Origin of the sequence: Diplocloster modestus, from assembly GCF_019042245.1 — a bacterium.
In the GTDB taxonomy this organism is placed as follows: Bacteria; Bacillota; Clostridia; order Lachnospirales; family Lachnospiraceae; genus Diplocloster; species Diplocloster modestus.
The window spans coordinates 99,118-113,607 of record NZ_JAHQCX010000003.1 but is presented as its reverse complement, the minus strand read 5'-3'; the positions used below and the strand labels follow the sequence as shown (position 1 = coordinate 113,607).

At 49.1% G+C, this 14,490-nt stretch carries 13 protein-coding genes; 10 read left to right on the top strand and 3 right to left on the bottom strand.

The window, feature by feature from the left end; genetic code table 11:
- Positions 1 to 184 precede the first annotated feature (184 nt).
- The 7 genes from KTH90_RS05495 to KTH90_RS05465 all read left to right on the top strand — a co-directional run bounded on the left by KTH90_RS05495 (position 185) and on the right by KTH90_RS05465 (position 7,458).
- Positions 185 to 1,105: an ABC transporter permease gene (locus tag KTH90_RS05495; RefSeq protein WP_158350760.1), complete on the top strand. Its 921-nt coding sequence runs from the start codon at positions 185 to 187 to the stop codon at positions 1,103 to 1,105.
- A gap of 163 nt (positions 1,106 to 1,268) precedes the next feature.
- Positions 1,269 to 2,186, top strand: a complete 918-nt coding sequence (locus KTH90_RS05490; protein ID WP_158350762.1) for a carbohydrate ABC transporter permease — start codon at positions 1,269 to 1,271, stop codon at positions 2,184 to 2,186.
- A 63-nt stretch (positions 2,187 to 2,249) separates the two neighbouring features.
- A complete protein-coding gene (locus tag KTH90_RS05485; protein WP_158350764.1) occupies positions 2,250 to 3,848 on the top strand; it encodes an ABC transporter substrate-binding protein in 1,599 nt (532 codons plus the stop codon).
- Between the two features lie 455 nt (positions 3,849 to 4,303).
- Complete coding sequence (locus KTH90_RS05480) at positions 4,304 to 5,815, top strand: L-threonylcarbamoyladenylate synthase (RefSeq protein ID WP_158350766.1); 1,512 nt, start codon at positions 4,304 to 4,306, stop codon at positions 5,813 to 5,815.
- The gene (gene rpiB, locus KTH90_RS05475; protein WP_158350768.1) at positions 5,815 to 6,246 is read left to right on the top strand and encodes a ribose 5-phosphate isomerase B; all 432 of its coding nucleotides are present in this window, start codon (positions 5,815 to 5,817) and stop codon (positions 6,244 to 6,246) included. Before KTH90_RS05480 ends, rpiB begins: the two co-directional genes overlap by 1 nt.
- A gap of 50 nt (positions 6,247 to 6,296) precedes the next feature.
- Positions 6,297 to 6,926, top strand: coding sequence for a uracil phosphoribosyltransferase (gene upp, locus KTH90_RS05470; protein WP_158350770.1), 630 nt, complete (start codon positions 6,297 to 6,299; stop codon positions 6,924 to 6,926).
- A gap of 46 nt (positions 6,927 to 6,972) precedes the next feature.
- Positions 6,973 to 7,458 (top strand): deoxycytidylate deaminase, encoded by a 486-nt coding sequence (locus KTH90_RS05465; RefSeq protein ID WP_158350772.1) that lies wholly within the window; start codon positions 6,973 to 6,975, stop codon positions 7,456 to 7,458.
- 435 nt (positions 7,459 to 7,893) lie between these two features.
- Here the strand turns inward: KTH90_RS05465 and KTH90_RS05460 are convergent, their stop codons facing one another.
- The 3 genes from KTH90_RS05460 to KTH90_RS05450 all read right to left on the bottom strand — a co-directional run bounded on the left by KTH90_RS05460 (position 7,894) and on the right by KTH90_RS05450 (position 10,431).
- Positions 7,894 to 8,832, bottom strand: a complete 939-nt coding sequence (locus tag KTH90_RS05460) for a homocysteine S-methyltransferase family protein (protein ID WP_158350774.1) — start codon at positions 8,830 to 8,832, stop codon at positions 7,894 to 7,896.
- Positions 8,833 to 9,003: 171 nt separating this feature from the next.
- Positions 9,004 to 9,489 carry a DUF402 domain-containing protein gene (locus KTH90_RS05455; protein ID WP_238726405.1) on the bottom strand — a complete coding sequence of 162 codons (486 nt, stop codon included), beginning with the start codon at positions 9,487 to 9,489 and terminating at the stop codon, positions 9,004 to 9,006.
- Between the two features lie 9 nt (positions 9,490 to 9,498).
- Positions 9,499 to 10,431: an AraC family transcriptional regulator gene (locus KTH90_RS05450; protein ID WP_238726404.1), complete on the bottom strand. Its 933-nt coding sequence runs from the start codon at positions 10,429 to 10,431 to the stop codon at positions 9,499 to 9,501.
- Between the two features lie 228 nt (positions 10,432 to 10,659).
- On the opposite strand from KTH90_RS05450, the gene KTH90_RS05445 reads away from it, so the two are divergent.
- The 3 genes from KTH90_RS05445 to KTH90_RS05435 all read left to right on the top strand — a co-directional run bounded on the left by KTH90_RS05445 (position 10,660) and on the right by KTH90_RS05435 (position 14,490).
- A complete protein-coding gene (locus tag KTH90_RS05445; RefSeq protein WP_158350778.1) occupies positions 10,660 to 12,462 on the top strand; it encodes an L-fucose isomerase in 1,803 nt (600 codons plus the stop codon).
- A gap of 402 nt (positions 12,463 to 12,864) precedes the next feature.
- Positions 12,865 to 13,242, top strand: coding sequence for a Rid family detoxifying hydrolase (locus KTH90_RS05440; protein ID WP_158350780.1), 378 nt, complete (start codon positions 12,865 to 12,867; stop codon positions 13,240 to 13,242).
- Between the two features lie 9 nt (positions 13,243 to 13,251).
- A complete protein-coding gene (locus KTH90_RS05435) occupies positions 13,252 to 14,490 on the top strand; it encodes a pyridoxal phosphate-dependent aminotransferase (protein ID WP_238726403.1) in 1,239 nt (412 codons plus the stop codon).

Genomic DNA, 14,490 nt, shown 5'->3' with positions numbered 1-14,490 from the left:
TCATCCAATCTGTTTTCTTATTTCATTTCTATCATATATAAAAACGCCCGATATATCAATACAAATCCCCTGTCCATTGGCTGATATACACAAAGACCATAATTTATTACACATTACATAATATTAGCGCATTGTTTTACAGGGAACAGACTGATAGGATAAGAACACAGAGGAGGTGGCGGACTTGAAAAAACCGGGATTGCTTGCAGATGTAAGAAAAAACCGTATCAAATGGCTGATGCTTGTCCCCAGTGCGGTGATCATTATTTTAATGTGCTATATCCCTATGTCAGGGATTGTGCTGGCTTTTAAACAGTACAATTATCATGACGGCATATGGGGAAGCCCCTGGGTGGGATTTGAGAACTTCCGTTATTTTTTTGATTCGGGCAAGGCGTGGACCATAACGAGGAACACAGTGCTTTACAATATCGTGTTTCTGATCGTCAATAACTTTTTACAGATCGTATGCGCCATATTTTTATCGGAGCTTGCGGGGAAATATTTTAAACGGATCACCCAGTCGCTCATGTTTCTGCCGTATTTCATATCCTGGGTAGTGGTCGGGGCGTTCGTGTATAATCTCTTTAATTACGAATTCGGGGCAATCAATTCCATTATCAGGAGCTTCGGGGGAGAGGGAATTGACGTCTATTCCAATAAGGCCGCCTGGCCGTTTATTCTGGTGGCGGCGAGCTGCTTTAAGAATCTCGGATACGGAACGGTAATGTATCTTGCAAGCGTGGTCAATATTGACGGCCAGCTGTTTGAATCCGCGGATCTCGACGGAGCTACGATGCTCCAGAAAATCAGATACATAACGCTTCCGGGCATCAAGCCGACCATCATCATATTGTTCCTGATTTCTATCGGAACGATAATGAAGGGGGATTTCCAGATGTTCTGGCAGGTGACGGGCAATAACCCGATGGTGCTGGATGTAACGGATGTAATCGACACTTATGTGACACGTTCCATGCTGACCCTGCAGGAATTTGGCATGACCAGTGCGGCAGGTCTGTATCAGTCCGTATTTTCCTTCCTGCTTATCCTGCTTGCAAATGGCCTTGTGAAAAGGGCGGACCCGGATCATGCCTTGTTCTGATTTCATAGGAAAGTGCTCCTATGAAATAAAAACGCTCCGCAGGGATCGCACAGCGGCGGAAAGGAAGATGCCGCTTGCGCGGCCCGCCGCAGGCGGAGAGTTTCGCAGGCGAAACTCTTATTCATAGGGCAGGACGAAAAATGTAAAGAAAGGCTTGATTATTATGATTACAGGGAAAAAAGCTGTTTCCGGCAGAAAAACAGGAAAAGACAGAATCGTATTCAATATCATATCCGTTGTGACGCTGACTGCGCTGTCTTTATTTTGCCTCTTTCCGTTCCTGCTGGTGCTCAGCGGGTCATTCTCCGATCAGAATGCGATTCTGGTAGACGGCTACCGGCTGATACCGCGTGAAATATCGACACAGGCCTACCAGATGCTTTTTAAGATTCCGGGTGACCTGATCAGGGCTTACGGGGTTACGATTTTTGTTACCGCAGCAGGAACGTTTCTGAGCCTTCTTTTTACAAGCATGGCGGCATATGTACTGTCCTGCAAAGATTTCAAATACCGTTACGGGGTCAGTTTCTTTTATTATTTTACTTCCATATTCGGGGGAGGGCTTGTACCCTGGTATATTTTCAATACAAAGTACCTGCATTTTCATAACAATATCATATCCCTGCTTTTGCCGATTATGGTAAATGTGACTTATCTGCTGATATTGAAAAGCTATATGGGAAATGTGCCGGAGGCTTTATATGAATCGGCGAAGCTGGACGGAGCGGGCGATATTACTTTATTTTTCAAGATCGCGCTGCCGCTTTCCAAAGCGGGGATGGCAACGGTGGGACTGTTCATAGCGCTTAATTACTGGAATGACTGGTATGATGCCATGCTGTATCTGGATGAGGGCGCAAGGCATCTGTATCCGCTCCAGTATTACTTAAACAGCATACTGACAAAGGCGCAGGCGCTGAGCAACGCAGCCGCGCGCAGCGGTATTCCGGCAAGCGATGTGCCCACAGAGGCCATGAAGCTGGCTATGACCGTTGTGGCGACGGGGCCTATTGTCCTTCTGTATCCGTTTTTGCAGAAATACTTCGTAAAGGGTGTGACGATCGGAGCGGTAAAGGGCTAAATAGTAATTTGGTATTTTTTAAAAATTAAATTTAAATTATAATAAAATAAGGAGGGTTACAGTATGAAGAGAAAGAGAATGGTTTCATTATTAATGACGGCGGTCCTGACTGTGGGGATGTGTCTGGGAATGGCAGGCTGCGGTGCAAAGGGGGAGGCGGATGTAAAAGACAGTGCGGCAGCGGCGCCCGCGGAAAAGGAACAGCCGCAGGAGGAAGCGGCGGCGCCAGAGGAGGGCGTAGACACATCGGAGGAGGTAGTGCTTACGATGTATCTGCTGGGAGACCGTACGCCCGATTTTGATGCTGTTTTTGATAAGATTAATGAGAAGCTGAAAAAAGAAATCAATGCGGTTTTGGACGTTAAATTTATGAGCTGGAGCGAATACGAGCAGAAATACCCGCTTGTATTTGCATCGGGGGAGGACTGGGATATTATATTCTCGGCGGACTGGGCATTTTATAACGCTCAGGCAACAAAGCAGGGCTTCTGGGAGGTGACAAAAGAGGCGCTTGAAAAATATGCGCCTATGACGGCGGAAACAATGTACGAGGAGGCATGGGAGCAGTCTAAGGTAAACGGCAAGGCATATATGCTGCCCATGAACTATAAGGAAATTACCTCCTATGTATATATCGCGCGCGGTGATCTTATGGATAAATATAATATTACCTCCGTAAGTTCACTGGATGAGGTGGAGACCTATCTGGATGCCATTGCAAAGAATGAAAAGTCTATGATACCTCTGGATATCGGTTCTGATTTTGACGCGTTATTTATGTTCGACCGTATGTGGAGGCAGGCAACGGAGGGCAAAGTAGAAAATATAGGTCCCTGGCAGGCAATGGCAGGGGTTAATACGGACGGATCGGAGGAAGTAGTCCGGTGCCTTACTGAATTTCCTGAATTAACAGAGGTTATTACGAGATTAAAGGACTGGAAGGACAGAGGCTTCTGGAGTAAGAGCGCGGCAGTCAACACGCAGAATAACAAAGAGAGCTTCGCCGCCGGAAAATCAGCTCTGGCACTTATGAATGTGAACAATGCAAAAAGTGAATACGCAAATATAAGCGCACAGCATCCCGAATGGGATATCAGAATCTTTGATGCGGAAGGCAATGCGAAGAGTATCGTGAATTCCTATCTTGCCAATGGTATGTGCATATTTTCCAAATCAAAGCATCCGGAAAGGGCGCTGATGGCTCTGGATTACTTAAGAAACGATGAGGAGTGTCATGACCTGTTCTCTTACGGAATCGAAGGCACACATTGGGAGCCTGTGGGTGAAGAACATCTGAAGTCGCTGGAGGAAAGCGCAAACTATCCCTACGACGGCAACTGCAACTGGGGCATAAGGAATGACGCATACTGGCGCACCATAGACGGAGGTATACCCGGGCTGGAAGAGATGACAAAGCACTGGGAAGACAATGCGAAATCACTCAAATACTCCACCTTCGTATTCAATGACGAAAACGTGAAAAATGAGATTGCCGCTATTACGGAGATATTCGGTACGGATTATAAGCTGCTCTGTCTGGGATTCACCGATGATCCGGAAAAAGACATAGAAAAAATGAGAGAGAAGATGAAAGCGGCAGGCGCAGATAAGGTTTATGCGGAAATGCAAAAGCAGGCGGAGCAATATATGGCGGGTAAGTAGAGGGTAACGTTCCTGTAAGATGTGTAAGATGATTTTTAACGATTAAGATATTTGTTTACTTTATAACAAAAGCGCAAGTAAAAGCCGTGTGGTGCTTTTTGCTTGCGCTTTTTGAATTCGGTTGATTTCGTATGACAGCATGTTTGATTTAAGAATTACCTTGTAAATTATAAGATGCTCCTGTAATCGTGACTTGCCAAGTATGCCTTTGTATGGTAACTTTGGAATAACTATCGGATTGCGCAGCATAGCGAAGCAAAAACCGGGAGGGGCCTGTCGACGGAAGCCGGCCTGTTAGGGGAAAAAAGCGCATGTTTCCGCCCCTTTTGCCTTGAATAGTAACGATGGAGATTTGGGGAAAAATCAATAGTTTCCCTTTCGATAATGAAGTGGTATAATAACGAAGGATGGCGTATACCAACGAATGGCGTACGCACAAAAACAGAGGTAATTGAATGGAAGCAAAGATAATAAAAGTGGATAAACAAAATTTAGATCCGGAAGTCATGCGGGAGGCAGGCTCGATGATCCGTATGGGCGGATTGGTGGCATTTCCGACGGAGACGGTGTACGGACTGGGAGCCGATGCGAGACAGAAGGATGCGGCTTCCAGGATTTATGCCGCCAAAGGGCGGCCTTCGGATAATCCGCTGATCGTCCACATCGCGGAATTTCAGGCGCTGCGGGCGATCGTAAGCGATATTCCGGAAAAGGCCGTGCGGCTGGCCCAGACGTTCTGGCCGGGCCCGCTGACGATGATCCTGAATAAAAGCGGGGAGATCCCTTATGAGACCACAGGAGGCCTGGATACGGTGGCGGTCCGGATGCCGGATCACCCGGTTGCCCTCACCCTGATCCGGGAAGGGGGCGGTTATATCGCTGCGCCCAGCGCCAATACGTCGGGCAGGCCAAGCCCCACGATGGCGGAACATGTCATGGAGGACCTTGGAGATAAGATTGATCTGATCATAGACGGCGGGCCGGTGGGAATCGGTATCGAATCCACCATTGTGGATATGACGGTGGAGCCGCCTATGATTCTGCGGCCCGGTTATATCAATAGAGAAATGCTGGAAACCGTGGTCGGGCCGGTGGAAGAGGACAAGACGCTGTTTGGTGATGATCAGGACAGGAAGCCCAAGGCGCCGGGCATGAAATACCGCCATTACGCGCCCAAAGCGGACATGATGATCGTGGAGGGATCGGAGGCGGCCGTGATCTCCAAGATCAATGAACTGATCCGCAAGGATCAGAGCGGGAAGATCGGGGTTATTGCCACAGACGAAACCAAGGCCAGATATATCGGCGCGGATGTAAAGAGCATCGGGAGCCGCAGTGAAGAGATCTCCATATCCAGGAATCTCTATCGGATTCTGCGGGAGTTTGATCGGGAAGAAGTAAGCAGCATCTATTCCGAGGCATTTGATCTGCCGGAACTGGGACAGGCTGTGATGAACCGGCTGTTAAAAGCGGCCGGCTATCATGTGATCAATGTAAAAAATGAGATTAAACTGCGGAATTATCGGAAAGTGGTCTTTGTCTGCGCCAGCGACACCTGCAGGGCGCCTATGGCAGAGGCGATCATGAAGAGCAAACATGTAACGGCTCCGGTGGTGATCCAGTCCAAGGGGCTGGTGGTTCTGTTCCCGGAACCGCTGAATCAGAAGGCGGAAGCCGTGATGATCAGCAATGGACTGAAGATGGAACAGCATATGTCTTCGCCGCTGGAGGAAGAGGACTTCGGTGATGATACTCTGATCATTACCATGGATGAAGAACAAAAACAGAAGGTACTAATGGGCTATTCGAAGGCGATAAATGTATATACACTGAAATCTCTGGTAGGAGGGGACGGCGACATTCCGGATCCTTACGGCGGACCGCTCACGGACTATGGGGAATGCTATGAGGAACTGTATCGTCTGGTTACCCTGTTGGTAGAAAATTGGAATGAGGAGGAACCATAATGATCGCATTGGGCAGTGACCACGGCGGCTATGAACTGAAACAGGAGATTAAGCGTTATCTGGAGGAACAAAAACTGGAATATAAGGACTTCGGCAGTTACGATGAGGAGGCCTGCGATTATCCGGTATACGCCAAAGAAGTAGCACACGCGGTGGCGGACGGGGAATGTGAAAAAGGAATTCTGATCTGCGGAACCGGGATCGGTATTTCCATTACGGCGAATAAGGTGAAGGGTATACGGGCGGCGCTCTGTTCCGACTGCTTCAGCGCGGAAGCTACCAGACTTCACAACGATGCCAATATACTGGCTATGGGAGGACGGGTCGTCGGCCCCGGTCTTGCCGTTAAGATTGTGGATACGTTTTTGAACACGGAGTTTTCCGGGGATGAACGCCATATGAGAAGAATCCGGCAGATAGAAGATATCTAATTGAATTGGCAGATAAAATAATTTAAAAATATACAATCAGGAGGAGACACATGTCAAAAGTAATGATAATGGATCACCCGCTGATCCAGCACAAAATCGGTTTGATCCGCAAGGTGGATACCGGTTCAAAGGATTTCCGCCAGATGATCGGCGAGATCGCCATGCTGATGTGTTATGAGGCAACCAGGGACCTGAAATTGCAGGATGTGGAAATCACTACCCCGATCTGTACAACGACGGTAAAGGAACTGCAGGGTAAGAAACTGGCCATCGTGCCGATCCTCCGGGCAGGATTAGGTATGGTAGACGGTATGCTGACTATGATTCCGGCGGCGAAAGTCGGACATATTGGCCTGTACCGCGATCCTGAGACGTTAAACCCCGTGGAATATTACTGCAAACTTCCTGCGGACTGTTCTGAAAGGGAAGTGTTCGTGGTAGATCCCATGCTGGCGACCGGAGGTTCCTCCGTGGCAGCGCTCCAGATGCTGAAGGATAAGGGCGTGAATAATATCCGGTTCATGTGTATTATCGCAGCGCCGGAAGGATTAAAGAAGATGCAGGAAGCCCATCCGGACGTGGATGTATATATCGGTGCTATGGATGACCATTTGAATGATCATGGGTATATTGTTCCGGGGCTGGGAGACGCGGGGGACCGCATATTCGGAACGAAATAAGCAGTAGTTGGCCGTTGGTGTTTGTTATGGACAAAGGAGCAGGTATATGAGCGATAAAAGAGAAGATTATATAAGCTGGGATGAATACTTTATGGGAGTTGCCATTCTGTCGGGGATGCGGTCCAAAGACCCGAGTACCCAGGTAGGGGCCTGTATCGTCAGCCAGGATAATAAGATTCTTTCCATGGGATATAACGGGTTTCCCATAGGCTGTTCGGACGATGATTTCCCCTGGGCCAGGGAAGGCGAGCCGCTGGATAACAAATACTTCTATACCACGCACAGTGAGCTGAACGCCATTCTCAATTACCGGGGCGGCAGTCTCGAGGGAGCAAAACTTTATGTATCCTTATTTCCCTGCAATGAGTGTGCCAAGGCGATTATTCAAAGCGGGATCAAGACAATCGTTTATGACTGTGACAAATATGCCGATACGCCTTCGGTGCTCGCTTCCAGACGGATGCTGGATGCGGCAGGGGTGCGGTATTATCAGTATAAGAGAACGAACCGGGAGATAAGATTTTCGGTTTGAATTAAGTGGGCGGATCTTCCTCAGGTTTGGGTAAGTCCTCCGGGTATGGCCGGGGCCAGGGGACGGTATCCCACGCGCTTCCCTGTTCCGGGGGCCCTTTTGTGTCTCCCTGGGAGAGCGGAGGACTTGCGCTGGCATCCGCTAAGTGAAATCGAAAAGCCGGGTTCAGGAATCGAGCCTATTCACCAGGAACACAGGATGTGTTCCCGGTTCAGAGGCTCTTGCCCGTCGGACGTGAAGTCCGCCGAGCATCCTGAACCCGGCTTTCCGATTCCACTAAGCGGATGCACAGCCGCCCTATGCTCTCCCAGGGAGACACAAAAGGGCCCCCGGAACAGGGAAGCGCGTGGGATACCGTCCCCTGGCCCCGGCCATACCCGGAGGGCTTACCCAAACCTGAGGAAGATCCGCCCGCCGGCGTTAGTATTCGGTTAGTTACATGGTCTTTGTGGATGATGTTAATGTTTTGGCGATCTCTCGCAGATAGTTACCGTCTGTACCGCAGCATCCTCCTAATATACGCAGATTAAATTTGCGCTTTACATGATACATGCTTTGCGCCAGGGAGATTGGATCTGAACATTTCAGATCCTGGGAGCCGTCCAGTTCTTCATAAGATAAAGGGGAGGCGTTGGCCTGTAATCCCAGAAAACGCGACCGAACATTCACGGTGCGGTTAAAGTCGTGGGATAGAGCCAGGGATAGAATATCGGGGTGTACACAGTTAGTCATGTAGCAGAGCGGGCGGTGGTTGACGTGCCGGTCGATGGAACGGATAGCGCTGTCTATGGTTGTGCCGTCGATCAGACGTCCGTCCTGTCGGATTGTAAAGCTGATAATATAGGGGAGGCCGGTGTCTGACATGGCCATTGCCATGCCTTTGGCCTCTTCCAATACCGGCATAATTCCGGCGAACAGGAAGTCTGCGCCGGCTTTGGCAAAGGTATTGGCCTGCCATGCATGGAAATTGTGTGCTTCCGCGGAAGTCAGGCTGTCTTTGCCGGTGTAGGCGTCTCCCTTACACCCCATGAGGCCGCCCACAAACATGGGAGTATTTGCGGTGCGTTGGATCTCTTTGAGCAGGGCGACATTATCATATAAAAGAATGGAATGATAGCCTGCGGAATGTACCTGCGATTGATTGGCGCGTCTGGTCGGTGTCGTGGCAAGGAAAGGCAGATGGTATTCTTCCGCAATTGATAAGTATTCGGTCCATAATTTTCTCAGAGCAGATTTGCCGGAATGGTGATAGATGAGATCGGCCATTGCTACAGGCCCATCGATTGGCAGTCCATATTCTCTTTTTAATCTTTCGCCCAGAGCCCCTTCCATTAATAACGTCTGAGAGTCCTTAAAACACTGTTCAAAATCCATAATATAGGCTCACATTTCTTAAGATTTATTTGCGGGATTAAATCCGGTTAAAAGTACATGTGCAAACAGTTTGAGACATGTCCCAAACCGGAATGGACATGTCCCCTTTAGGCAAAACCGGAATGGACATGTCCCAAACCGAATTGGACATGTCCCCTTTTAGTCACTTGGTTATTCACGGGTTAGGATCTCACGCTGGAGATCGTCAAACCTGTTCTGATATATGATGGACAGCAGATAGTCCAGGCGCCTCAGAGCTCGCAGCAGCATGCCTTGTGAGATTAACTTATTTTCCATGGCGTCGGCCAGTTCGTCCACATCCACGACTTTTATGCTTCCGTCGGGGGTTAGGATGACATCCACCAGCAGATCGGTGAAGGTATAGGCGTTCAGTTCCGCCTCATAGGTGGTATCGATGATGTCACAGTACCAGCAGATGTGCTGGTTTTCATGGTCGTAAAAGCGGCTGACTTTGAATCCCTTTTTCATGAAATAACAGGAATACCCGTGATCCAGCTCTTTTTTGGGACGGATGGTATTCCATTTCGTTACGATAATGCGCTCATCCCGATAGAGGATCTGATCCTCTTTTAATTCGATACATTCCGAGGGGATGAGGCGTTTCCGGTAGAGAATCGGGTTGGTTTCCATTTCCATAAGCGCTCCTTACTGCATGATTTCGGTGTTTTTGATAATGGTCATGGGCTCTTTGTCCATGTACTGCTTTTCCGTTGATTTATGTTTGTAATATGCCAGGTTGTAAGCGCCTTTATCGGGCATTGCGGAAAACTCGGTGGGAGTATATCCGGTCATTTCCTTGAAGACCCGGTTGAAGGTCCGGACGTTGTTAAAACCGCAGTTGAATGCGATGTCAGTGATCTTATCGTTGGAGGTCCTGAGAAGGTCCGCAGCTTTTTCCACGCGGATCATGTTCAGATAGATGACAAAATTAATGCCGGTAAGCTTCTTGAATATTTTTGAGAAATGGCTCTCGCTGAAATGCATCCTGCCTGCCGCGAATTCCAGAGTGATGTTCTCCATATAATGCTCTTCCATATAGGAGAGCAGCTGCTGTAAATCTTCCAGCATGACGAGCCGGCGGTTCTGACTCTGCATGGCGGTGTCGCTGGTGGGGACATTGCGTTTCAGCAGATAAAAGAACTGGCGGATCGATGCGGTTACCACGTCCTGGTAATAGGGCTCCTGGTTTTCCATTTCATCGTCAATCAGGTCCAGCAGCCGTTCCAGCATGTCAAATAAACCGTATGCTTCCAGCTGTTCTTTGGTCACGCACGGGTGCTGAAAATGTGAATTTGTATAGTGGGAGCTGATGAGATTTGTATCAAATATCAAGAAATCCAAACAATTGTCCATCTGATAAGAGTCGCTGTAATGGATATCCCCGCTGTCACAGATGATCAGATCCCCGGCTTTGGCATAAAAACTCTGATCGGTAACGCTTAACTTTGCGCTGCCGGAGCGAATATAAATCAATTCGATTTCTTTGTGCCAATGCGCCAGAAAACTGATATCTTTGTAAGATTTGTGCCAAACCATGAATTCCGTGGCGTATCTGCGCACTTCGTGAAATGCTTTCATGATGCACCTCCCGGGCGCGGGTGTCGGCCCCTGATGGTGATATTTCCTTGATTATAGCAGGAGTATATAGAAAAGTCCAGAGTAACATCACAAAAATTGTCTATATCCGCACAAATTTTTACGTGTGTTTTTTATAGACATGTTGTATAATTAGCATATCTGGTTAAAGATTTCTACATATCCATTGTGGAAAACGTTGAAAGAAAAATATTATGGAGGTAAGAAAAAATGGCAAAGAGCAGATTAATTGGTGATTATCCTGTGATTGGTATCAGACCGACCATTGACGGACGCAGAGGTGCATTAAAGATCAGAGAATCTCTGGAAGATCAAACCATGAACATGGCAAAAGCTGCCGCTAAATTGTTTGAAGAGAACTTAAGATATTCCAACGGCGAACCCGTAAAAGTTATCATCGCCGATACAACCATCGGCCGTGTGGGCGAGACCGCAGCATGCGCTGAGAAATTTAAAAAAGCAGGCGTTGACATTACTTTAACTGTCACCCCTTGCTGGTGCTACGGAGCGGAGACCATGGACATGGATCCCAATACCATCAAAGGCGTATGGGGATTCAACGGAACAGAGAGACCCGGCGCCGTATACCTGGCCAGCGTTTTGGCGACTCATGCACAGAAAGGCCTTCCTGCTTTCGGCATCTACGGCCATGATGTGCAGGGGGCGGACGACACCAGTATTCCCGCTGATGTTGAAGAAAAATTACTGAGATTCGGCCGTGCAGCAGTAGCCTGCGCCACCATGAGAGGTAAATCCTATCTGCAGATCGGATCCATCTGTATGGGTATCGGCGGATCCATCATTGATCCTGCATTTATCGAAGAATATCTCGGCATGCGTGTAGAATCTGTAGATGAGGTGGAGATCATCCGCCGTATGACAGAAGGTATCTACGACGAAGCTGAATTCCAGAAAGCTCTGGCCTGGACAAAGGCTAACTGCAAAGAAGGATTCGACAAGAATCCGGAAGGCCTGCAGAAGACCAGAGAAGAGAAAGACGAAGCCTGGGAGTTCGTAGTCAAGATGATGGTTATCATCAAAGACCTGATGAACGGCAACCCGAACCTCCCGGCCGGCCGCGAGGAAGAGATGTGCGGACACAACGCTCTGGCTGCCGGTTTCCAGGGACAGAGACAGTGGACGGATTTCTATCCCAACTGCGATTTCGCAGAGGCTATGTTAAATACCTCCTTTGACTGGGATGGAGCGAGAGAGCCCTATGTACTGGCAACAGAAAATGACGTTCTCAATGGCCTTGGCATGATGTTCATGAAGCTTCTGACCAACCGTCCTCAGATATTCGCTGACGTGCGTACTTACTGGAGTCCGGAAGCGGTTAAGAAGGCTACCGGATATGATCTGGAAGGTGTTGCAAAAGATGCCGGCGGTTTCATCCATCTGATCAACTCCGGCGCAGCCTGCCTGGATGCCTGTGGAGAAGCAAAAGATGAGAATGGCAATGCTGTTATGAAACAGTGGTGGGATGTGACCGAAGCAGACCAGAAAGCGATCATGGAAGCGACTACCTGGAATCCGGCCGACAACGGATATTTCCGCGGCGGCGGCTTCTCATCCAGATTCGTAACCAAAGCGGAAATGCCTGCCACCATGATCCGTCTGAATCTGGTAAAAGGCCTTGGGCCGATGCTCCAGATCGCAGAAGGCTGGACCGTAGCCCTTCCCGAAGAAGTTACCGACATCTTGTGGAAGAGAACCGACTATACATGGCCTTGTACCTGGTTCGCTCCCAGAACGACCGGCGAGGGTGCGTTCAAGACCGCTTATGATGTAATGAACAACTGGGGCGCGAACCATGGCGCGATCAGCTACGGACACATCGGTGCAGACCTGATTACTATGTGCTCCATGCTCCGTATCCCGGTAGCTATGCATAATGTACCGGATGACAAGATCTTCCGTCCGGCCAGCTGGAACGCATTCGGCATGGACAAAGAAGGACAGGACTTCAGAGCCTGCGCTGCCTATGGTCCCCAGTTCAAATTAGTAAGATAAGTCTTTATTTAGTAAGATGAGTCTTTATTTAATAGGATAAGTCTTTATTATGAGATAACTGTATAAAGGAAAGCCCATGAGGGCCAGGATGTGACGATTCGTCCATCCTGGCCCTTCCGATTGTATTTTTTGAGGGAAAAATAATTCTAACGTAACAATTAATTCTATAAAAATCAAACATTCTAATGCAAAAAAATTCAGCAAAACTAAAAAAATTATTAAAAAATGCACAATGAATAAAAAATAATAACGTATTTAATTGACATCTTATATAGGGGGACCTATAATAAAAGCAGCTACACTGCAATGATTCAGAGAGGAAAAGAAGGGAGAGGAAAGTTGAGCGAAGTGTTCACTCCCCCATCCCTAAATGTGCGGGAAAGCGCACGGAAGGAGGAAATCATGGAAAAAGAAATTGTATCCACTGATCAGGCTCCGGGAGCCATCGGGCCATATTCCCAGGCGGCAAAAGGAGCGGGCGTCGTGTGTGTGTCGGGACAGCTTCCGCTGGATCCCGTGACCGGAGTCATGCCGCAGACAGTGGAGGAACAGGTGGCCCAGTCGATGAAAAATGTACTTGCGATATTGGAGGCCAGCGGATCAGACCGCTCAAAGATTTTAAAATGCTGCCTGTTTATCCGGGACATGGATAAGTTTACCGCGATCAATGAAGTTTACGCCACCTTTTTCCCCGACGAGCCACCGGCCCGGGTTGTAGTAGAGGTGTCCCGGTTGCCGAAAGATGCGCTGGTGGAGATTGACGCCATCGCTCTATGCTGAGGTCCCGCTATGGCAGTTAAGATTGCGGAGAGGTACCGGGGAGTGGAAGGCGGATTGTTTTCCAAAGTGACGAAGGCTGATGTGGGTGACAGCTTTGCTTCGATGGAAGGTCAGGTCACGCTGATGGGGTGGGCGGATCCATTTTATCCGGACCCGGCTATTCCGGATCATATTCAAGAGGTCCTGATCGATACGGTAAAAACTGGTTTTCCTGCCCACTATACCATGCCCATCGGTTCTCTTGAACTGCGGCAGGAATTGGCAAAGAAGTTAAAGAAATTCAATCATATTTCTGCGGATCCCAGACGTAATATTATTATTACCCCGGGATCGGATTCCGGCCTGTTTTTTGCTATGAGTGCTTTTATAGGGCCGGGGGACGAAGTGCTGGTTCCGGATCCCAGCTATCCCAATAATTTCCTGAATGTACAGCTGCTGGGTGCTGTGGCGGTACCTGTACCGCTGGACCGGGACAGGGGATATCAGCTGGATGTGGATGCTTTTGCCCGAGCTGTAACGGAGAAAACGAAGGCTGTCGTCCTGACGCATCCCAATAACCCGACGACCACCGTATTCCGCAGAGAGGGGCTGGAGGCTCTGGCCAGGCTTGTGGTAGAGAAAGACCTGGCGCTTATCGTGGATCAGGCATTTGAGGATTCGGTGTTCGATGGGATAGAGTATGTCTCCCCCGCTGCGCTGCCCGGAATGTGGGAGCGGACCGTGACCGTATGCTCGATATCCAAAGGAATGGGACTGAGCGGGTTCCGTGTGGGTTATCTGGCTGCGGACGACCGGGTGATGGATGTGTTCCACGGAGCGGCGGTAAATGTTCTCGGGGCGACGAATACCCTCTCCCAGATTGCGGCGATAGAGGCATTTCGGCATCCTGAGTTTTTGGCTGAGAATATCCGGGCATTCGAGCGGCGCAGAGACATGGCCTGGGAAGAGCTGTCCGGTGTGCCGGGCGTACATATGTACCGGCCCGAGTCAGCGTTTTACTGTTGGCTCGATGTATCTGCCCTGGGGGATTCCACCGAGATCGTGGACAGAATCCTGCGGGAAGCAGGCGTGGCAGTCAATGACGGGAAAGCATACGGCAGCCAGGGAGCAGGCTGTCTGCGGATTATCCACGGCTGTCTGGGCGACGAGGAAGCGGCCCGGCAGGCGCTTAGGCGTATCGCGAAAGTTATGACCGTGATTGCTGGAGAAAGAGAAGTGAAACAAGGAAACGCGCTTTTAGGCAAATGA